Origin of the sequence: Paenibacillus sanfengchensis (genome assembly GCF_036864765.1) — a bacterium.
Taxonomy (GTDB): domain Bacteria; phylum Bacillota; class Bacilli; order Paenibacillales; family Paenibacillaceae; genus Fontibacillus; species Fontibacillus sanfengchensis.
This window is the reverse complement of record NZ_JBAGJC010000004.1, coordinates 40,307-59,096: the sequence shown is the minus strand read 5'-3', so window position 1 is coordinate 59,096 and position 18,790 is coordinate 40,307. Positions and strand designations below refer to the sequence as shown.

Sequence of the window (18,790 nt, the reverse complement as noted above, 5' to 3'; positions counted from 1 at the left end):
GAATATTCTTATTTACTGGGCGATCTGATCCCGAATGCTCTGCAGTATTTTTTTCTCGAGGCGGGACACCTGAACCTGGGAAATCCCCAGCCTGTTAGCCACCTCGGATTGGGTCTGATCCCGGTAATACCGCAGATAAACGATGAGCCGTTCCCGTTCGCTCAAGCCGTCAATGGCTTCGTGAAGGGCGAGCTTATCAAACCAACGTTCCTGGGATTCATCGGCGATTTGATCCATCAGTGTGATCGGATCTCCGTCGTTCTCGAAGACGGTTTCGTGAATGGAAGCCGGGGGCTTGTTGGCCTCCTGCGCGAAAACCACATCCTCCGGCGTCACTCCCAGTTCCTCGGCCACTTCTTTGACCGTGGGGAGCCGATTCAGCACCTTGGACAGTTCATCCTTCTTTTTGCGCACCTTATTCGCCATTTCCTTCAGCGAGCGGCTGACCTTCAGCGTCCCGTCATCGCGCAGAAACCGCTGGATTTCTCCGATGATCATCGGCACGGCGTACGTCGAAAACTTGACGTCATAGCTGAGATCGAACTTGTCGACCGATTTCAGCAGGCCGATACAACCGATCTGGAACAGATCTTCCGGTTCGTAGCCGCGGTTCATAAACCGCTGCACCACCGACCAGACAAGCCGGATATTGCAATTTACCAGCCGGTCCCGAGCCGCGTTATCCCCGCTTTGGCTCAAGGCGATCAGCCGTTTGACTTCGCTATCGTCCAAATATTCTCTCGAGGCTTGCTTCACTTCGGCATCCATAGCTCCAACCCCTAATTGTACAAAGCTTTCTTAGATACAATCCTCTTCTTCATCCGGATGGAAGTGCCCCCGCCCATCTCGCTGGTTACATCAAATTCATCCATGAAGTTCTCCATGATCGTAAAGCCCATACCCGACCGCTCCAATTCCGGTTTGGACGTATACAGCGGCTGTTTGGCCAGCTCCACGTCCTCAATGCCGCGTCCTTGATCCTCCACCGTAAGGATCACCGTGTCGCCTTCAATCGCCGCCGAGATCGTCACGATCCCTTCGGGATCACCGTCATAACCGTGAATGATCGAGTTCGTCACCGCTTCGGAGACGACCGTTTTCAAATCGGTGATTTCATCCATCGTCGGATCGAGCTGGGAGACGAAGGCAGCGACCGTCACGCGGGCAAACGACTCGTTTTCCGATTTGGCGGCAAACTGCAGTTTCATGAAATTACGGTCGATTTGGTTCATAGAGCAACCCCCAATTCCGAAAGCGCCTGGCTTTCATCCTCGTGCACCGACATGATTTTGAACAGCCCGGACATGTCAAACAGCCGGTGAACCGGAGGGTTCACTCCGCAAACGACCATTCTCCCGCCCTTCTGCTTAATCAGCTTATATCTGCCCAAAATCACGCCGATTCCCGAGCTGTCCATAAACTGCAGCGATTCCAAGCTAAGCAAAAGATGGCGGCAGGTTCCCTTCGCAATTTCCTCGTCCAGGGATAAACGGACCTCATCGGCCGTATGGTGATCCAACTCTCCAACCAAACGAACGATCAGCGTATCCCGGTGTCTTTTCATTTCCACTTGCAGATTCACGTCTGTTCACTCTCCTCCCTGACATGAACACAACAATTCTACGACCTTGCTCCGTATTCCTTCCCGCTGACAAAACTAGAAGAAAACCGCTACGAATCTACAAAAAACAAATGGGAGGCCGTACGTTTAAACAAGGTCCACCACCCGGCTTTCTTGATGGCGGCAGCGGCTTTCAGTTCGAACTCGTTCAGGACCTTGCCGTCCTGGTACACAACAAGCTTGCCGACAATCTGCCCTTCTTGAACAGGCGCGGCGATTTTCTCCGGAACCTCCAGCTTATGCGTAATGTTGCCTTGAGCGGACCCTTTTTTAACAAGAACGCTCATCGTACGCGACGCGGCGACTTCCAGATGCGCGGCTTCCCCCTTCTGAACCTTGACTTTGCCGATGATTTCGCCGGCTTTGTAGATCGGATGAAGGGCATACTGGGAGAAGGCGTAATCAAACATCGCCGACACCTCGGCATTGCGGGTTTTGGTGTTCGGCTCCCCGAGCACGACGGCGATCAACCGCAAACCGTCACGCTTGGCGGTCGCCGCCAGACAGAAGCGGGCCTCCGACGTATATCCGGTCTTCAGACCGTCCGCACCGCTGTAGAACCGAACCAGTTTGTTCGTATTCACAAGCCAGAACGGCTTCTCTGTATCCTTGCGCAAGTAATCCTGATACGAACCGGTATACTTCGTGATCGCCTCGTATTTGAGCAATTCCCGGCTCATCATGGCGATGTCGTGGGCCGAAGAATAATGATTCTCCACAGGCAGACCATTGCAATTGGAAAAATGGGTGTCCTTCAGCCCCAACTGCGCTGCTTTCTCATTCATCATCTGCACGAAGGCCTTTTCCGTTCCGGCTATTTTCTCGGCCAGAGCCACGGAGGCATCGTTGCCGGAAGCCATGGCGACGCCCTTCAGAAGCTCGTCCACCGTCATTTCTTCCCCCGGCTCCAGGAAAATTTGCGAACCGCCCATGGAAGAGGCGTTTTCGCTGGCGGTGACTTTATCGGTCCATTTCAGCTTGCCCTGATCGATCGCCTCCATCGTCAGCAGCATCGTCATAATTTTGGTAATGCTGGCAGGCGGCAACTGCTCGTGGCTCTTTTTCTCGTAAATGACCGTGCCCGTATCCGCATCGATCAAAATCGCCGACAGCGCGTTGTCCGCCAGGGCAAGACCCTCGTCCGCCTTATGCGGTCGTCCGTGATTAGCCAATGCGGCGTTCGGCCAGAACGGAACGGCCAACAGCATCGCCAAAAAACCGAAAAACAACCGTTTCTTCAACATAGTTCCCCCTTCGAATAAAAATCAGGATTCTGCTAACCTAGTATGCCCTGTCTTTTGTCATATTATTCCTGAGTGGATCATTAATAGAGGTTGCAGTAAAAATGAGGATATGTTAAAATTTCGCTAACACTTAACGTTAGGAGATGAAGAGGATAATGTAAGATTTCTTGCCCTCGTTTAAAGAATAAAGCGCGATTGGTTTTATTCTTTTTTGGCAAGAAAGTTACTTTATTCTTTTCACTCAAAAAATAGATTCCGTCCACCCTTATACTCGGGTAGGATTTGACGTATTTTTTTGAGCTGTAAGAAAGGTAACTTTCTTGCAGCTCATTTTTATTTGGACAAAGGAGGTTACCGCCATGTCATTAATCAAGGTAACAAACCTGACGTTTGCCTACGATGGCAGTTACGACAACATTTTTGAAAATGTAAGCTTCCAAATGGATACCGACTGGAAGTTGGGCTTTACGGGGAGAAACGGCCGGGGCAAGACCACGTTTCTGAATCTGCTGCTCGGCAAATACGAATACAGCGGGACTATTTCGGCCAACGTCAACTTTGAGTATTTCCCCTTTATCGTTGAACACAAAGAGAACAACACCGTCGACATCGTCGCCGAGATCTATCCGGACTACGAGCATTGGCGGCTTATACGCGAGCTTTCGCTGCTAAAGGTGTCGGAGGATGTGCTATACCGGCCTTTCGAATCCTTGTCCCACGGAGAACAGACGAAGGTGCTGCTGGCGGCCCTGTTCCTAAAGGAAAACCGGTTTTTGCTCATTGACGAGCCGACCAACCATCTGGACCTGCATGCCCGGAAGCTGGTCAGCGATTATTTGAACGGCAAGAGCGGGTTTATTTTGGTGTCGCACGACCGGGCGTTCCTCGATCATTGCGTGGACCACATTATTTCAATCAACAAAACAGATATCGAAGTGCAGAAGGGGAATTTTTCCGACTGGTGGGAGAACAAGCAACGGCAGGACCTCTACGAGATGGCCGGGAACGAAAAACTGAAGAAGGATATCAAGCGGCTGTCCGAAGCGGCCCAGCGCACGAGCAACTGGTCGCACGAAGTGGAGAAAACCAAAAACGGTACCCGCAACTCCGGCTCCAAGGTCGATAAAGGCTACATTGGTCACAAGGCCGCCAAAATGATGAAACGGTCCAAGTCGATCGAGCAAAGACAACAATCGGCTCTCGAGGAAAAATCCCGGCTGCTGAAAAACGTCGAAAGCTCGGAAGCCCTGAAAATATCCCAATTGACGTATCATAAACACCAGCTCGTGGAGCTTGACCGCGTTTCGATTCATTATGGTGAAAAACAGGTGTGCGGCGACATCAACTTTACTATTGAGCAAGGGGACCGCATCGCGCTTTCCGGCCCGAACGGCTCGGGGAAATCCAGCTTGCTTAAGCTGATTTGCGGTGAGGACATCCCTTATACCGGCGCGTTACGAATAGGGAGCCAGTTGAAAATTTCCTATGTTTCGCAGGACACCTCGCATTTACGGGGTGATTTGTCGGACTTCGCCAGAAACAGCGGGATCGACGAAAGTCTGTTTAAATCAATTTTGAGGAAACTTGATTTTTCCCGCTTGCAATTTGAAAAAGATATCTCTTCTTTTAGCGGGGGACAGAAGAAGAAGGTACTGATCGCGAAAAGCCTTTGCGAGCGGGTTCATCTCCATGTTTGGGACGAACCGCTGAACTTTGTCGATGTCATCTCCCGGATGCAGATCGAGGAGCTGCTCCTACAGCATGCTCCGACAATCCTTTTTGTCGAGCATGACAGCGAGTTTTGCAGCCATATCGCAACTAAGACGGTGGAGTTGAAGCTTTGAGAGACGATCGCCAATTAAGAAAAACGTCTATCGGCGCACTCTTGCTTTTTGTCCGACTGTGGCCATGCCAAGCGGCTTCGCTAGCGAATTAACGGGAATTTCTCCCGTTAATTCGCTGCTTTCTGCACCATCTTGCGATTTAGCTGGAATTTCTCCAGCTAAATCTGCCTCTCCGGTGCATACCGGACTTCCGGCCGAAAAATAGCTGGAGCTTTTCCAGCTAATCTGCCCCCCGGCCGTTTTCTCGTTTGATTAACGGGAGATTTTCCCGTTAATCAGCGCCAGAAAGCAAATCCCACGAAGTGTATGCTTTCTGATATTTTAAAAAAAGCAGCCGGAAGAAGGAAATATTTCCTCACTCCCGGCTGCTTTTCAATATTCATTAAAACCTGCGCACCCCGTCGGGGGTAATCAGCGCAAAAACAAGCGGTCTACGGGGCACCTTCTCGTCCGTGATCCCGTAGGCTTCTTTCACTTTGCGGCTTGCTTCCTCCAGCCGGCTTTGGAATGACGGATTGAGATGGAGAACCGCCAGAACTTCCCCAACCTCAACCGGATCGCCGATCTTCTTGCGCAGGCTCAGGCCCGCCGCCAAATCGATGACGGAATCCTTCGTCTCGCGGCCCGCGCCCAGCAGCATCGCGGCGATGCCGATCTCCTCCGCCTGGATCGACTCGACAAAGCCGCGCTTCTCCGCCTTCACTTCCACGTGAAGCTCGGCCTTCGGCAGCAAATCCGCGTTTTCGATTTGCAGGGTATCCCCGCCTTGGGCTTGCACCATCATCTTTAGGCGTTCCAAAGCTTCTCCGCTGGCGAGCTTCTCCCGAAGAATGGCCCGCGCCGCCTCCTCATCCGGGGCTTTACCGCCCAGAACTAGCATATGCGAAGCGAGGATCAGGCACACTTCTTCCAAATCCTTCGGCCCTTCGCCCCGCAGGGTGGCAATCGCCTCCTCGATCTCGAGCGCGTTACCGATCGAGTAGCCGAGCGGCTGGTCCATATCGCTGATCACCGCGATCGTGCTCCGCCCGACTTGCGTGCCGATATCGACCATCGCCTTGGCCAGCCGGATCGAATCGTCCAGGGTCTTCATGAACGCGCCGCTGCCCGTCTTCACGTCCAACACGATGGCATCGGCCCCGGCCGCGATCTTCTTGCTCATCACGGAGCTCGCGATGAGCGGGATGGATTCCACGGTCGCGGTCACGTCCCGCAGACCGTACAGCTTCTTGTCCGCCGGCGTCATGTTGCCGCTTTGGCCGACCACGGCCAAGCCGATTTCGTTTACCTGGCGGAAGAACTGTTCCTGCCCCAGCTCCACGGAGAAGCCCCGGATCGCCTCCAGTTTGTCGATCGTCCCGCCGGTGTGGCCGAGGCCCCTTCCCGACATTTTTGCTACGGGTACGCCTGCGGCCGCGACAAGCGGGCCGATAACGATCGTCGTCTTGTCTCCCACCCCACCGGTGGAGTGCTTGTCCACTTTCACGCCGCGGATCGAGCTTAGATCGATCATATCGCCCGAGGATGCCATGTGCATCGTCAAATCCGCGGTCTCGCGCGCGCTCATACCTTGGTAATACACGGCCATTGCCCAGGCCGCCATCTGATAATCCGGGATGTCCCCTTCGCTGTAGCCCTTGACCAAAAAGCCGATTTCCTCATGGCTCAGCTCCAGGCCGTCTCTTTTTTTCCGAATCAGGTCAACCGCTCTCAACGGCTCACACCTCCCCCGCTACATTTCCGGAATAATCGCAAGCACCAGACTCAAAAATTTCTCGCGCACCCGATCCGTCGTTTCCATAACTTCATCATGCGACAGCGGCTGATCCAAAATGCCGGACGCCATATTGCTGATGCACGAAATGCCCAGCACTTCCAGCCCGGCATGTCTGGCCACGATCACTTCGGATACGGTGGACATGCCGACGGCATCTCCTCCAAGGGTACGCAGCATCCGGATTTCCGCCGGCGTTTCGTAAGACGGGCCCAGCAGCCCCACATAGACGCCTTCCTGAAGCGGAACCCCCGCTTTCTCTGCGGTCTTGCGGGCCAAATCACGCAGCCTCCGGCTGTAAGCCTGCGACATGTCGGGAAACCGGGGACCCAGTTCATTGTCGTTCTGCCCGATCAGCGGACTCGTTCCGGTCAAATTGATATGGTCGGAAATCAGCATCAAATCGCCAGGCCGGTAGGAAGTATTGATTCCGCCCGCCGCATTGGTAACGAGCAGCTTTTCCACGCCAAGCTCCTTCATGACCCGGACCGGGAACGCGGTCAATTCAGGGCCGTAACCTTCATACATATGGAAGCGGCCTTTCATAAGAACAACCGGCGCGCCGTTCAAGGTACCGATCATCAATTCCCCGGCATGCCCTTCCACCGTCGATTGGGGAAAATAAGGGATATCCGAATACGGAATGCTAACCGCCCCTTCGATATGGTCCGCCAGGACGCCCAGTCCCGAACCGAGGATCAAGCCGACCTTCGGTGAAATTTCCGTTTTGGAACGGATGTAGTCCGCCGCCTCGCGGATCATGCCAATCGTAAGTACTGTCGCCATTGTTCATCTCTCCCGTTCTTATTTCAGTAAGCGCAAAAAGCTTTTGCCATGTTCGGTGCCGTAAACGCCGAAATTGTCGGCGATGGTCGCCGCCAGATCGGAATAGGTCGACCGCACGCCCAGGTCCCCCGGTGCGGTCAGTCCTTTGCCATACACCAGGATCGGCACGTATTCCCGAGTATGATCCGTCCCCGGATGCGTCGGGTCGTTCCCGTGATCCGCGGTGATGATCAGCAGATCCTTCTCGCCCACCCGCTCCATCAGATCGGGCAGCGAGGCGTCGAATTCCTCCAGCGCGCGGGCATAGCCTTCCGGATCGCGGCGGTGCCCGTAAAGCGAGTCGAAATCGACCAGATTCGTAAACAGCAAACCGTTAAACGGACGTTCCATCAAGCGCTGCGTTTCGTCGATGCCGTGGCGGTTGCTTTTGGTCGGATAGGATTCGGTAATACCTTCCCCGGAAAAAATATCGTTGATCTTCCCGACCGAAATCACCTCCTTGCCGGCATGCTTCAACGCGTTCAATACGGTCGGCGCCGGCGGGGTAACGGCATAATCGTGCCGGTTGCTCGTCCGCTTGAAAGCGCCCGGCTGCCCGACAAAGGGTCTGGCGATGACCCGGCCGACCGAGTGCTCCGGCTCAAGGGTCAGACGCCGCGCCACTTCGCAGGCCCGATACAGTTCATCCAGCGGGATGATCTCTTCATGGGCGGCGATCTGAAATACGCTGTCCGCGGAAGTGTAGACGATCCAGGCCCCCGTTTTCATGTGCTCCTCGCCAAGCTCGTCCAATATCTCCGTGCCCGAAGCCGGTTTGTTCCCGATGATCTTCCGGCCGGTCTCCTGCTCGAACCTCGCGATCAAATCCCGCGGAAAACCGTTGGGATAGGTTTGAAAAGGGGTGTCGATTTTAAGCCCCATCAATTCCCAGTGTCCGGTCATCGTGTCTTTGCCCGAAGAAACTTCAGCCATTTTGCCGAAATAAGCCGCCGGAGCATCGACCGGATTCAAGTGGGGCAATTCCGCAATATTGCCTAGCCCCAATTTTTGCAGATTCGGCAGCTTCGTGCCGGGCACCCGCTCCAGAATATGTCCGAGCGTGTGCGAGCCCTTATCGCCAAATTTGACGGCGTCCGGGGCTTCCCCGATTCCTACGCTGTCCAGGACGATTACGGTGATTTTATCGAAACGGTTTTTATGTTCCATCTTTCGTCACTCCTTCAATCTTTGCTGTTAGTTATCCCTGCGGCGGCCAAATCCATTCCCGGATTGCCGCAGCTAAGCATCAGGGTCTTGAACGGCTTCCCTGACCCGGGCTCTGGGATGAAAATGATCATAGACCGACTTCAGATTGGGCCTCGCCTGGCTCAAGTAAATCTGCAGTGTCGCCACATCGGCATGCCCGAGCATCTCTTGAACGGATTTTATATCCGCTCCCCCCTGAAGCAAATGGAGCGCAAAAGAATGACGCAACGTATGGGGCGTGATCTCTTTAGCAATGCCGGCTTCGCGGCTATACTTCTTTATCACCTTCCAGAAGCCCTGCCGACTCATTTTGCCCCCGGTCCGGTTGGGGAATAAGGGGGATTCGGGCCCATTCGGTTCCCAAACGGGGCGTACCTGCTGCAAATACCGGTCCAACCAATCGGCAGTGATCCGTCCAAAGGGAAGCACCCGCTCCTTTCCCGTTTCCCCGGAACAGCGGAGAAAACGGACGCGCGTATCGATATCTCCTACCCTGAGCGAAATCAGCTCGCTGACCCGAACCCCCGTCGCGTACAGCAGTTCCAGCATGGCCCGATCCCGGAGGCCTAACGGGGTAGCGGTCCGGGGCATGTCCAACAGCTTTTCCGTCTCCTCCACGGTCAGCACCGCGGGCGGATTTCTGTCGAGCCTGGGCAGTTTTACTGTGGTAAAAGGATCTCGGCCAATGACCCCTTCCTGGACCAGATACTGAAAAAAAGCACGCAAGGACACGGATACCCGCATAACGGTTGCCGGAGCTTTCCCCCGATCCCGCAGCGCCGCGAAATACAGCATGATTCCCGCTTTCGACACCTCATCGAGCCCCTCGGTTCCCCGGCCCCGCAAATACGCCAGGAATTGCGTTACATCCCTCCGGTAGCTGTCCAGCGTGGAGTCGCTCAAAGCTTTTTGGCTTGCCAAATGCGAAATAAAAGAGGCTGCATATTGCTCCATCGTTTCAGCGCCTCCCTTTGACTCTGTCGAATATTGTCTTTTTATGAACATTCCTAATATACATCAATTCAACATGCCCATACCATTTCCCTGCCTAAATATACGCTTTATTCGCCAATCCAGAAAAACAGCTTCAAACGATCCGCCATACGTTCCACGCCCGTGGTTTCCGGAGACTCGGACTGAAACACCTTGATCGCCGAGCCTTCGGGAACACGGTATTTGTCCGGCGGAAATACGAAGCTCTCCAGCAGACCGATGGCTTGATAGAAAATGTAAACAAGTGCCATAAATATTAAAGCATACTTTACGGATGTAAGCCATTTCCGTAGTGAAATCACCATAACGGCCTCTCCTTTCCATAACTTGCAGCCCGTCCGATCACGCATGTAATTGTAACAACGAAAGGCTTTTGTACAGTATATAAAAAAGTATGGACGATTATGAGCCGAAGTCTCTCCCGGACAGACAAAAAAAGCCCCTGACGGCGAGAACCGTTCGGAGCTTTGCTTATTATGATTTCTTATTGCCGTTCCCCGGCTCACCGTTCTTATCCTTGCAGCGGTAACAAATGCCTTGAAAATCCAGCCGGTGATCCAGAACCGTAAAGTTGAATTCCTTCTCCAGCCGTTCTTCCAGCGGTCCCAGCCAATCTTCGCGTATTTCGTCCATGGCGCCGCACTGCACGCAGATTAAATGATGGTGATGATGTTTGGTCGTATCCGTCCGCAAGTCGTAACGGGCAACGCCGTCCCCAAAGTTAATCTTCTCCACAACATGAAGCTCGCTTAGCAGCTCCAATGTCCGGTATACGGTCGCCAGACCGATTTCCGGGGCTTTATCCTTCACCAGCATGAACACATCTTCCGCGCTAAGGTGGTCATCTTCGTTTTCCAGCAGGACTCGAACTGTGGCTTCTCGTTGGGGTGTCAACTTATACCCGTGGGATTGCAGCTGTTGTTTAATTTTTTCAATCTTTGCTTCCATGTTCTCCCCCCCAGGATCTGCCGCAAGTCGCACTTGAATCACTTCTACCATTATAGGGGGTCACAATCAACAAAGTCAAACATTAACTACAGCTACCTGCCCAGTTGCATCATATGCTGACCCATTAGCGATATACGTTTTCCTGTGTTCAAAATAAGATTTCTTTCTTGTTTACCTTCATGCCGGACAGCGACCGATCAAACATGTCAAGAATGAATAAGAATCGTTCGGCTTCCCGAAAGACGTGATCTGCCAATAACGGGTGAATGATACTTTTGATTCGACATTCATCAATTAAGTCACGCGCTGTTTTCTTAAAATCGCGCAATGATTTGACTGAAACGCGGTTTTCATCAACAAATTGGCTTAAAAGCGGATGCGTTTGCGACTCTGGGCGCATAGAACTTAAATCAATGGCCTGATACAACAGCATATCGAATTCATGACTAAACTCCCTTGCTTGTTCCACCAGTTTTCGTTCAGAAGGATCAAGCAGATGCCCTATAAACTTTGCGTGATCAGCCATGATTTTCAGGAAAAAGACATTTTCATCGATGATCGCATCAGGCAATGGTTCAAGTCTTCCATTATTGAGCTCCTCCAACCGGTTACTGAAATACCTCGCTTCCCGGCTGACATGGTCTACAAGCAGAGGGAAATTTGTTCCACCAGGGAGTTTACAGCGCAGTATCAGCCCAAGTACCTTCCTCTTAAACGCCCAAATATGTGTTGCGGCATTGTGAACTTCCGAATTAAACTGTCTAATAGTTTGGGGATCCGTATCCGCTTGAAAAGAATGGGCTCTTCTTTCGATATCCTCAAAGATCGCATAAAATTGATTAGCTTCGTTAATTAACTGCGTGTCTTCACACCTGAACCCTAATCGAAGAAAAAAGGAATGTTCTTTCATAATGCGTGACCAAAAACGCACCTCGTCCAAGGATCGCACAACAAAAGGATCCGGCAACAATATCCCTCCATTCACTTTACTGAATAAGACAATCCCTAAAATTGACTGTTAGCAAAGTATATGGGGGCGGCAGGTTTAGTTATGCTGATGGAATGAAAAAAACATCCCCCTACAAGCCAGTCTGGGCGATCAAAGGCGTGACCCACGACATCATAACAGGAGTAACAAAAGTTTCGAAGGAGGATACCGCCAACAAAACAGCGGCCATAGCCAGCGTCAATCCGGTATAAGACAAAAACGGCCGGGCCGCGGCTCCTTTGCGGTTCAACAGCACCCGGCTGCGGATAATCCCCAGCGAGAAGCTGACAGCCGCCACGCTGGCGATCAGGAGCGCCGGAATGACGATCAAGTTGTGCGGAGCCACGGAAACCAGCGCAAACAACAGCCCTTTCCAGGTAAATTGCCCGACGAGACAGCCGACGGTAAAGCCGATCAGTACGCCTTTGAGAAAATCCAGAATCAGGATACCGGGCAGTCCGATAACGGACAGGCCGAGCAGCCAAATCAAACCGAGCCACTTGAGGTGCAGCGCCGCAACCTCCCAGTAAGACATCGGCTGAAAGCTCTCCCCTCCTTCATTCACGGAGATGAAGAAATCACCCAAATAACGGGACAGATCCTGCTGCTGTTCCAAAGTGAGCGCATTGACCATCAACGCTCCGAATACGACCCCCATCAGAAAGAGTACGGAGACAAATACGTACAACGGGGTCTGGTCCTTCAAGGTATGACGAAACGGCTCCAGCATAGGCGGCCCTCCAAGCTTGATTCATCTTAGTCCGGCGCAAAAGAACATCTCTCCCGTCTTTCCGCTCACTTTAAGGTATGAACAAGCCGTGTCGCATATGCCATTCTTCCGGCCGGAAGGAGGGAACCTCACGGCTTGGACACTCTGCCGTATTTGCCCCCGCCTCCCGATTCCAGCAGGAGGGTCCCGCTCCGGGCCGCGGCGATTTTGCCGGCAAGCTCGGTTCCCACCGCGCCCGCCAGTTCCTGTTCGGGCACCCGGTGCAAAATGTTCATCTCCGTCCCGAAGGTGTCAAGCAGAAGCTCATACTTGGCCGGACCAAGTCCCGGGATAAACTCCAGCGGGATCTGATAGTGATAGTCCGGGCGATGCGCCGGCACCCGGGGCTCCGTGCGGTCGGCGATCGACAGGATCCGGTCCAGCACGCCGCGGACCAGCTTGGGACTGCCGCAGTAGGGGCAGCGTTCCACCGTTGCCTCGGTTTCCTCAACGATAAAATTGCAGCCCGAGCAATACGTCCGGTGATATTTGCCCAGCCGCGGATTCAAACCGTAATTGCCCGCGACCTTTCTTCCCCCGGTTCTTTGCAAGGCCTTCTCGAATTCCCGGTAACTCGGCTCGCGCAAAATCAGCTCATTGTATTCCCGTCCGATTTTCCCCAGGGAATGCGCGTCGGAATTGGTCAGGATCGTATACCGATCGAGCTCGCTGATCCAGCCGGCCATCTCGCTGTCGGCAGAAAGTCCCAGCTCCACCGCGCTGATCAGCTCCGGATCAAGCACATCAGCCATACGCGGGGCACAGCTGCCGTAAATGCTCCGGTGCGGCGTGAAAATATGCGCCGGTATCACCATGCCTCCACGGGCGTACACTTCCTCTTGCAAAGCTCGCGCGGGGGCATAAACGCGCTGGGAGCTGAGAGTGACGTTTTTCATTCTCTTTTCCAACCAACCCGTAAAAGACCGGATCGTTTGTAAGTCCGGGAAGAACACCAGCAAATGCGCAGGCCCCATGCCCGGTTCCCGGATTTCCAGCTCGCTGCCGAGCAAAATGGTCGTTCCTTTGTAGGCGATACCGCCGTCCGGCAATTCCCGCATTTCCCCATGCTCCAGGCTCGAGGCAATATCCTCCTGAACCCCGGGGGAATGGCAATCGATATTGCCGACAAGCTGGATACCTTTTCGCTCGGCCGCCTCTTTGGCGATGTTGGCGAAGGTGAGGTCCCGGCTTCCGCTGATTTTTACGGGCGCTCCTTTTCCGGTTCTTCCGATGTGAATGTGCAGGTCCGCGAAAAAAGAAGACAATCCACCGTTGGACGCCTGTGTCATTTTCCCGTCTCCCGGGTCCGGATCAATTGAAGCTGCCAGATGTAAGCCGCCAGGATCGTCTTGGCATCCGAGATCCGGCCCTCACCGATATAACGCTGCACTTCCTCATATGTCGCCTCGATCACTTCCAGAAATTCATCTTCATCCGGAGCCATATCCCCTGCGGTTAATTCCTCGGCCAAATAAAGGTGGATGATTTCATCGGCGAAGCCCGGTGAGGTGTAAAAGGAATGGAGAAGCGTCATTTTGGCGCATTGATAGCCCGTTTCTTCCCGAAGCTCCCGGCGGGCGGCCTCCATCGGGTCCTCCCCCTTCTCCAGTTTCCCGGCGGGAATTTCCAGTTCACAGCGTCCCAATGCCTGGCGAAATTGATCAACCAGCAGAAGACGTCCGTCCTTCACCGCCAAAACGGCGACGGCCCCCGGATGGCGGATGATTTCCCGCGTACCCGTCGAGCCGTCCGGCAGCTCCACGGTGTCGATTTGCAAAGAGATCACTTGTCCACTAAATAGCGGTTTTGTGGAGATTGTTTTCTCGATCAATTTTGGATTCGAATTTGTCATTTTAAAACTCCCCCTGTCATAACTTGTCCCTTGCGAACATATGGTGTTATTATACCAAACCCGAAATAAAGGAGCATGGCGATGAAAAGCTATTTTTCCGTTAACATGATGTGCTTTCAGGGCAAAGCCTGGCAAATCCTGATTCTTCTGTCCCAATGGAAAAAAGAAGCCGGAGCATCCGCAACGGTCGCTGACCTCCTGCACCGCTACGGATGCAAATAGGAGGGAGTACATGAAAGAATTGAACAGAAATCAAGGAGCCTTTCTTTCCTCGGAAGAGCCGGGGAGGAACGCCCTTGTCCCTGACGCGGAAACCCGTTTGCTGGAACAAGGAGCCGCTATGGGTCGGAGCGGAGCTTCCGATCCCAAAATCGCCGGGGAGCTGGCTCAGACCTTGGAGCACATGGGCATCCCAACGGATGCGGCAAAAGCGGTGCTATTCCGGACCCTTGTCCGGCTCGGCGCCTACCGTCAGGCCCGGGATTGCTATGGCGGTCTGCTGAACCCGACGGAAGAAACGTTTCTGTTGTATCTCCGCTGCCTTTTTCACTGTGGAGAACCGAAGCTGGCCCGGGAAGAAATATGCGCCCGAAAACAAAGGATCTCCCAATGTTCGGAAAGCAAACACTTTAAAGTGGAACTCGACCGCCTTGACCTGCTCGCCCGGCTGATGCTGGATTGGAAGGGGGAGCGCATATCAGGGAACCCCCGAAGCCTGGAGGAGAACACTGCATTGATTCAGTGTGCCGTCGAGTCGGGACAAGTTACGATCGCGACGAAGCTGGCCGCTGACCATATTGACGATCCTTATCTTGCCTGCGCTTTGATCCGGACCCTTTATGCGGAAGGGTATGTGGATCGGGCGAGGGAATGGCTCTCCCAGCTCGAAATGCCCTTGCTTCAGGAAGGTCCGCCGCCATACCGTGAAATCGCCTATATTTATGGGGAAATGCTTTATGACGAGGGTCTTTATGATGAGGCCGCCGCCATTTTTGAACGGTTGGCCGCCTCAACCCCCGAAATGGCCGAAGCGCGGTTTGCCGCCTGCTCCTGTTTTCTGCACGCCGCCGTATCACGCCTGACCGGACGCGTTGCGCTGTATCGTCCGGATGAGGCGGAGCGGGCCAAAATCGAGAAGCATCTGAACGAGCTTTATCAGGCCCTGCGGATGATCTCCTCCGTGCCGTGGCACACGGATTGGACTTACGCGCAACGGCGAAATTTCCCCCGTCAAGCCGACGGTACCCGGCCCCATTGAAAAAGAAACAGCCGCCGGGTTCGAAATGACGCTTTTCCGGGCGGCTGTTACAGCATTTACTTTTGGGTGAGGGACTGATTGACGATCTCCAGAGCATACTCCGCCACTTTTACGAGATCCTCGCTCTTGATCCGCTCTTCTGTGGTATGGATATGCTCATAGCCGACAGCCAAATTGACGGTGGGAATGCCCAAGCCGTTAAATACGTTGGCATCGCTGCCCCCGCCGGAAATAAACGTGCTGCCGGACATCCCCAGCCGTTGAGCGGCTTGCTTCGCCAGTACCACCACTTCGTCTTCTTCCTTAAAATGGTACGCCGGATAAGCCAAACCGCTGCGGAATTCATAACGGGTTCCGTACTCGCCGCAGACCGCTTTCACCGCTTCCTCCATATTTTCAATCTGCCGATTGATCTTCTCTAGTGAAGTACTTCGCGCTTCTGCATACAGAACTACATGATCCGGCACGATGTTCGTCTCTCCGCCGCCCACGAACTTACCGACATTCGCGGTTGTCGTCTCGTCAATACGCCCCAGCTTCATTCGCGCGATCGCTTTGCCCGCGACTTGAATCGCGCTGATGCCGTCTTCCGGGTTCACGCCGGCATGCGCCGATTTGCCGAAGATTTCAATCTCGATTTCCGCCCGGGTGGGCGCGCCGATACAGATGGAACCGACCTCCCCGTTCGAGTCGATGGCGAAGCCGTATTTCGCGTCCAAAAGCCCCGGCTGCATCGCTCGGGAACCGGCCAATGCCGATTCCTCGCCGGCCGTGATCACAAACTGGATCTGACCATGCGGCAGGCCGTTCTCCCGCAACACCTGGATGACTTCCAACAATGCGGCAACGCCGGCTTTGTCATCCGAGCCGAGAATCGTCGTGCCGTCGCTGCGGATATAGCCGTCATCGCCGATAACCGGTTTAATCCCTTTCCCCGGCACCACCGTATCCATATGGCAGGTAAACAGAAACGGCCGAACTTCGGACTTCGACGCATCGCTCGGACTCAGAGTGGCAACCAGATTCCCCGCCGCATGACCGGTACGGACCGCCGAATCATCCTCGGCGACCGTAAGCCCCAGCTCCGTAAATTTGGTCGTCAGGAAATCGGCAATCTCGCGTTCATGCTTCGTTTCGCTGTCGATTTGAACAAGCTCCAGAAATTGCCGGATAAGCCTTTCTCGATTGATCACTGGACTTTCCTCGCTTTCTTATTTACGATATTATAATTAGGAATGCTTCAAATTTATGTGCATGAAGGAGATTATTTGCGCTATGAAAAATAAATGGTTCAAAATCGTTGTTTACGTGATGCTGTTCTCCATGCTCGCCTCTACACTGATCGTCTTGTTGGAGCCGTTCTTCATTCGCTGACTTTCTTGCCCCATAGGTCTCCCGTATATCCGAACAACTCGGTAAAATACGGCACGATCCCGCGTGCCGTTTCCTCCACATCGAACCTGCGCCCGGTAACGTCCTCCAAGGAAGTCACGCCATACTCCTGAATGCCGCAAGGAATAATACCCCGAAATCCCTCCCGGCCAATCCCGGCTTTGACGTTAAGCGCAAATCCGTGGCTCGTGACAAAACCTTTGCGCTGGCGGCATTTATTGAATTTTACGCCGATGGCGCAAATTTTTTCATCCCCTACCCAAACCCCGGTATATGCCGGTTTCCGGGAACCTTCGATACCGAAGCTCTCGAGATAATTGATTATCACCTGTTCCAGATTACGCAAATACCCGTGTAAATCCAGCCCTTTTCCCGCTTCAAGATACAAAAGAGGATAGCCTACCAACTGACCGGGGCCATGGTATGTAATATCCCCGCCGCGGTCGATTTCAAACAGGGCGATGCCTTGTTCACGCAGCTGCTCGGGTCCGAGCAGAAGGTGCTCGGGATGGCGCTGCGAGCCGATCGTATAGGTCGGCGGATGCTGAAGAAGCAGCAGGTGTTCCCCCTGCTGCTGTTCATCAATGGCCCGAACGAGCTGCTTCTGCTTTTCCCAAGCCTCTCCGTACTCCATCTCGCGGATGTAAGAAATATGCAAGGATTTCGTCATTGCCGCTGCCTCCAGATCAATAGACTTGCGTATCTAGCGAATAACTTTCCATGTTGTCTTTTACGCGCTGCATAAACCTTCCGCAAATTACACCGTCCAGAATGCGGTGATCGAGAGACAGGCACAGATTGGCCATCGACCGGACGGCAATCATGTCGTTGATGACAACCGGCTTCTTCACGATGGATTCGAAGGTCAAAATCGCCGCCTGCGGATAGTTGATGATCGGCTGCGTCAAGATCGAGCCGAAAGAGCCCGTATTGTTGACCGTAAAGGTGCCGCCCTGCATATCGTCGAGCTTCAGTTTGCCAGCCCGAACTTTGGTCGCCAGCTCTTCGATCTCCCGGGCCAGTCCGGCGATATTTTTCTGGTCGGCCTTCTTGATGACCGGAGTCAGGACCGAATCCTCCGTCCCCACGGCCAGGGAAATGTTAATGTCGCGTTTGACGATAATTTTATCTACGGCCCAAACCGAGTTCATGATCGGATAATCCTTGATCGCGCTCACGACCGCTTTAAGCAGGAAGGCCAAATAGGTCAGGTTGACCCCTTCTTTGCGCTTGAACTCGTCCTTGATTTTGTTGCGGAGCTGGACGAGGTTCGTCACGTCCACCTCAATCATCATCCAGCCGTGCGGAATCTCCGACACGCTCTGGCGCATCCGGGTTGCAATCGTATTGCGAATCGGCGTGACGTCGATAAAATACTCGGAACGGTCTTCGCCCTCAACTTCGATTGTCGGGATGCGCGGTGTTTCGGTCAAATGCAGGCCGGAATGGCGGACCGGTTCGGAAGCCGCCCGGCTCAAGTCCGCGACGACAGAAATCGCCGGCGGGGCTGCGGCCGGCTGCAGCGCCGGATGTGAAGCCTGACTGCCGGCGGCAGGCTGTACCGGTGCCTGAGTCGGCGCCGGGGCGGAAGTTCCGCCGCCGCCCGCAATATAGGCGAGCACATCCTTGCGCGTAATCCGGCCGCCCAGCCCGGTGCCGGGCACGGACCGGAGGTCGACGCCGTGCTCCGCGGCCAAGGTTTGGACCGCCGGCGAGTAGCGGTGACGCTGCGAGCCTTCCCCGGCTTCGACCGCCGGGACGGCAGGCTCGGGAGCTTCCGTCCGCGCTACGCCTGGAGCCGCCGGGGCCGCAGCCGCAATTTCCGTCTCGATCCGGCAGATCACGGTGCCGACCGAGATTTCCTGACCTTCCTCCGCCAGAAGCTCGCCCATAATCCCGTCCAGGGTCGACGGAATCTCCGCATTCACCTTGTCCGTAATCACCTCGCAAATCGGTTCATACTGCTCAACCCGGTCACCCGGCTTCTTCAGCCACTTGCCGATCGTGGCCGAGACGAGCGATTCGGCGAGTTGAGGCATAACGACATCGGTTAGTTGTTTGTTGCTTGACATATCC

The 18,790-nt window shown here is 54.0% G+C and carries 21 protein-coding genes; 4 read left to right on the top strand and 17 right to left on the bottom strand.

All coding sequences use genetic code 11. From position 1 onward, the window contains the following. Positions 1-12 precede the first annotated feature (12 nt). The 4 genes from sigF to V4U84_RS09405 all read right to left on the bottom strand — a co-directional run bounded on the left by sigF (position 13) and on the right by V4U84_RS09405 (position 2,862). On the bottom strand, positions 13-768 hold the full coding sequence (gene sigF, locus V4U84_RS09420; protein ID WP_334071644.1) for an RNA polymerase sporulation sigma factor SigF: 756 nt from the start codon (positions 766-768) through the stop codon (positions 13-15). An 11-nt stretch (positions 769-779) separates the two neighbouring features. Further along, positions 780-1,232: an anti-sigma F factor gene (gene spoIIAB / locus V4U84_RS09415; RefSeq protein ID WP_334077088.1), complete on the bottom strand. Its 453-nt coding sequence runs from the start codon at positions 1,230-1,232 to the stop codon at positions 780-782. Beyond that, on the bottom strand, positions 1,229-1,582 hold the full coding sequence (spoIIAA, locus tag V4U84_RS09410) for an anti-sigma F factor antagonist (protein WP_334077087.1): 354 nt from the start codon (positions 1,580-1,582) through the stop codon (positions 1,229-1,231). Before spoIIAA ends, spoIIAB begins: the two co-directional genes overlap by 4 nt. Positions 1,583-1,671: 89 nt before the next feature. After that, on the bottom strand, positions 1,672-2,862 hold the full coding sequence (locus tag V4U84_RS09405; RefSeq protein WP_334077086.1) for a D-alanyl-D-alanine carboxypeptidase family protein: 1,191 nt from the start codon (positions 2,860-2,862) through the stop codon (positions 1,672-1,674). A gap of 362 nt (positions 2,863-3,224) precedes the next feature. Here V4U84_RS09405 and V4U84_RS09400 point away from each other — a divergent pair, with 362 nt between their 5' ends. Beyond that, positions 3,225-4,709, top strand: coding sequence for an Lsa family ABC-F type ribosomal protection protein (locus tag V4U84_RS09400; protein WP_334077085.1), 1,485 nt, complete (start codon positions 3,225-3,227; stop codon positions 4,707-4,709). Positions 4,710-5,091: 382 nt separating this feature from the next. Here V4U84_RS09400 and V4U84_RS09395 read toward each other — a convergent pair whose 3' ends face one another. From V4U84_RS09395 to V4U84_RS09350, 10 genes are all read right to left on the bottom strand, one after another. After that, a complete protein-coding gene (locus V4U84_RS09395; RefSeq protein WP_334077084.1) occupies positions 5,092-6,423 on the bottom strand; it encodes a pyrimidine-nucleoside phosphorylase in 1,332 nt (443 codons plus the stop codon). 18 nt (positions 6,424-6,441) lie between these two features. Further along, positions 6,442-7,269, bottom strand: coding sequence for a purine-nucleoside phosphorylase (locus V4U84_RS09390; RefSeq protein WP_334077083.1), 828 nt, complete (start codon positions 7,267-7,269; stop codon positions 6,442-6,444). An 18-nt stretch (positions 7,270-7,287) separates the two neighbouring features. Further along, entirely contained in the window at positions 7,288-8,475 is a 1,188-nt protein-coding gene (gene deoB, locus V4U84_RS09385; protein WP_334077082.1) for a phosphopentomutase, read from the bottom strand. A 72-nt stretch (positions 8,476-8,547) separates the two neighbouring features. After that, positions 8,548-9,468 (bottom strand): site-specific tyrosine recombinase XerD, encoded by a 921-nt coding sequence (xerD, locus tag V4U84_RS09380; RefSeq protein ID WP_334077081.1) that lies wholly within the window; start codon positions 9,466-9,468, stop codon positions 8,548-8,550. Positions 9,469-9,575: 107 nt separating this feature from the next. Then, on the bottom strand, positions 9,576-9,812 hold the full coding sequence (locus tag V4U84_RS09375; RefSeq protein WP_334077080.1) for a DUF4227 family protein: 237 nt from the start codon (positions 9,810-9,812) through the stop codon (positions 9,576-9,578). 169 nt (positions 9,813-9,981) lie between these two features. Beyond that, on the bottom strand, positions 9,982-10,455 hold the full coding sequence (gene fur, locus V4U84_RS09370; protein ID WP_148451837.1) for a ferric iron uptake transcriptional regulator: 474 nt from the start codon (positions 10,453-10,455) through the stop codon (positions 9,982-9,984). Between the two features lie 148 nt (positions 10,456-10,603). Then, complete coding sequence (locus V4U84_RS09365; RefSeq protein WP_334077253.1) at positions 10,604-11,365, bottom strand: DUF2935 domain-containing protein; 762 nt, start codon at positions 11,363-11,365, stop codon at positions 10,604-10,606. 169 nt (positions 11,366-11,534) lie between these two features. Continuing rightward, positions 11,535-12,173, bottom strand: a complete 639-nt coding sequence (spoIIM, locus tag V4U84_RS09360) for a stage II sporulation protein M (RefSeq protein ID WP_334071654.1) — start codon at positions 12,171-12,173, stop codon at positions 11,535-11,537. A gap of 128 nt (positions 12,174-12,301) precedes the next feature. Then, positions 12,302-13,501, bottom strand: coding sequence for an endonuclease Q family protein (locus tag V4U84_RS09355; protein WP_334077079.1), 1,200 nt, complete (start codon positions 13,499-13,501; stop codon positions 12,302-12,304). Beyond that, the gene (locus tag V4U84_RS09350) at positions 13,498-14,064 is read right to left on the bottom strand and encodes an NUDIX hydrolase (RefSeq protein ID WP_334077078.1); all 567 of its coding nucleotides are present in this window, start codon (positions 14,062-14,064) and stop codon (positions 13,498-13,500) included. The genes V4U84_RS09355 and V4U84_RS09350 overlap by 4 nt, the downstream gene beginning before the upstream one ends. 81 nt (positions 14,065-14,145) lie before the next feature. Between V4U84_RS09350 and V4U84_RS09345 the strand changes: the two genes are divergently transcribed. Both V4U84_RS09345 and V4U84_RS09340 read left to right on the top strand, forming a co-directional pair. Continuing rightward, complete coding sequence (locus V4U84_RS09345; RefSeq protein ID WP_334077077.1) at positions 14,146-14,286, top strand: Z-ring formation inhibitor MciZ; 141 nt, start codon at positions 14,146-14,148, stop codon at positions 14,284-14,286. Between the two features lie 10 nt (positions 14,287-14,296). Continuing rightward, entirely contained in the window at positions 14,297-15,322 is a 1,026-nt protein-coding gene (locus tag V4U84_RS09340) for a tetratricopeptide repeat protein (protein WP_334077076.1), read from the top strand. A 56-nt stretch (positions 15,323-15,378) separates the two neighbouring features. Here V4U84_RS09340 and V4U84_RS09335 read toward each other — a convergent pair whose 3' ends face one another. Beyond that, the gene (locus tag V4U84_RS09335; RefSeq protein ID WP_334077075.1) at positions 15,379-16,515 is read right to left on the bottom strand and encodes a M20/M25/M40 family metallo-hydrolase; all 1,137 of its coding nucleotides are present in this window, start codon (positions 16,513-16,515) and stop codon (positions 15,379-15,381) included. 82 nt (positions 16,516-16,597) lie between these two features. On the opposite strand from V4U84_RS09335, the gene prli42 reads away from it, so the two are divergent. Further along, positions 16,598-16,696 (top strand): stressosome-associated protein Prli42, encoded by a 99-nt coding sequence (prli42, locus tag V4U84_RS09330; protein WP_334071660.1) that lies wholly within the window; start codon positions 16,598-16,600, stop codon positions 16,694-16,696. On the opposite strand, the gene lipB is transcribed toward prli42, so the two are convergent. Continuing rightward, positions 16,686-17,384, bottom strand: coding sequence for a lipoyl(octanoyl) transferase LipB (gene lipB, locus V4U84_RS09325; RefSeq protein ID WP_334077074.1), 699 nt, complete (start codon positions 17,382-17,384; stop codon positions 16,686-16,688). The two genes, prli42 and lipB, sit on opposite strands and share 11 nt — an antisense overlap. A 16-nt stretch (positions 17,385-17,400) precedes the next feature. Then, positions 17,401-18,786 carry a dihydrolipoamide acetyltransferase family protein gene (locus V4U84_RS09320; protein WP_334077073.1) on the bottom strand — a complete coding sequence of 462 codons (1,386 nt, stop codon included), beginning with the start codon at positions 18,784-18,786 and terminating at the stop codon, positions 17,401-17,403. Between the last annotated feature and the right edge of the window lie 4 nt (positions 18,787-18,790).

Excerpts from the sequence above, each read along its gene's own strand:
- lipB (WP_334077074.1), bottom strand. The coding sequence starts at position 17,384 with ATGACGAAATCCTTGCATATTTCTTACATCCGCGAGATGGAGTACGGA.
- V4U84_RS09365 (WP_334077253.1), bottom strand. The coding sequence starts at position 11,365 with ATGAAAGAACATTCCTTTTTTCTTCGATTAGGGTTCAGGTGTGAAGAC.
- spoIIM (WP_334071654.1), bottom strand. The coding sequence starts at position 12,173 with ATGCTGGAGCCGTTTCGTCATACCTTGAAGGACCAGACCCCGTTGTAC.
- V4U84_RS09400 (WP_334077085.1), top strand. The coding sequence starts at position 3,225 with ATGTCATTAATCAAGGTAACAAACCTGACGTTTGCCTACGATGGCAGT.
- deoB (WP_334077082.1), bottom strand. The coding sequence starts at position 8,475 with ATGGAACATAAAAACCGTTTCGATAAAATCACCGTAATCGTCCTGGAC.
- sigF (WP_334071644.1), bottom strand. The coding sequence starts at position 768 with ATGGATGCCGAAGTGAAGCAAGCCTCGAGAGAATATTTGGACGATAGC.
- fur (WP_148451837.1), bottom strand. The coding sequence starts at position 10,455 with ATGGAAGCAAAGATTGAAAAAATTAAACAACAGCTGCAATCCCACGGG.
- V4U84_RS09340 (WP_334077076.1), top strand. The coding sequence starts at position 14,297 with ATGAAAGAATTGAACAGAAATCAAGGAGCCTTTCTTTCCTCGGAAGAG.
- xerD (WP_334077081.1), bottom strand. The coding sequence starts at position 9,468 with ATGGAGCAATATGCAGCCTCTTTTATTTCGCATTTGGCAAGCCAAAAA.
- V4U84_RS09390 (WP_334077083.1), bottom strand. The coding sequence starts at position 7,269 with ATGGCGACAGTACTTACGATTGGCATGATCCGCGAGGCGGCGGACTAC.
- spoIIAB (WP_334077088.1), bottom strand. The coding sequence starts at position 1,232 with ATGAACCAAATCGACCGTAATTTCATGAAACTGCAGTTTGCCGCCAAA.
- prli42 (WP_334071660.1), top strand. The coding sequence starts at position 16,598 with ATGAAAAATAAATGGTTCAAAATCGTTGTTTACGTGATGCTGTTCTCC.
- V4U84_RS09320 (WP_334077073.1), bottom strand. The coding sequence starts at position 18,786 with ATGTCAAGCAACAAACAACTAACCGATGTCGTTATGCCTCAACTCGCC.
- V4U84_RS09345 (WP_334077077.1), top strand. The coding sequence starts at position 14,146 with ATGAAAAGCTATTTTTCCGTTAACATGATGTGCTTTCAGGGCAAAGCC.
- V4U84_RS09375 (WP_334077080.1), bottom strand. The coding sequence starts at position 9,812 with ATGGTGATTTCACTACGGAAATGGCTTACATCCGTAAAGTATGCTTTA.
- V4U84_RS09350 (WP_334077078.1), bottom strand. The coding sequence starts at position 14,064 with ATGACAAATTCGAATCCAAAATTGATCGAGAAAACAATCTCCACAAAA.
- V4U84_RS09355 (WP_334077079.1), bottom strand. The coding sequence starts at position 13,501 with ATGACACAGGCGTCCAACGGTGGATTGTCTTCTTTTTTCGCGGACCTG.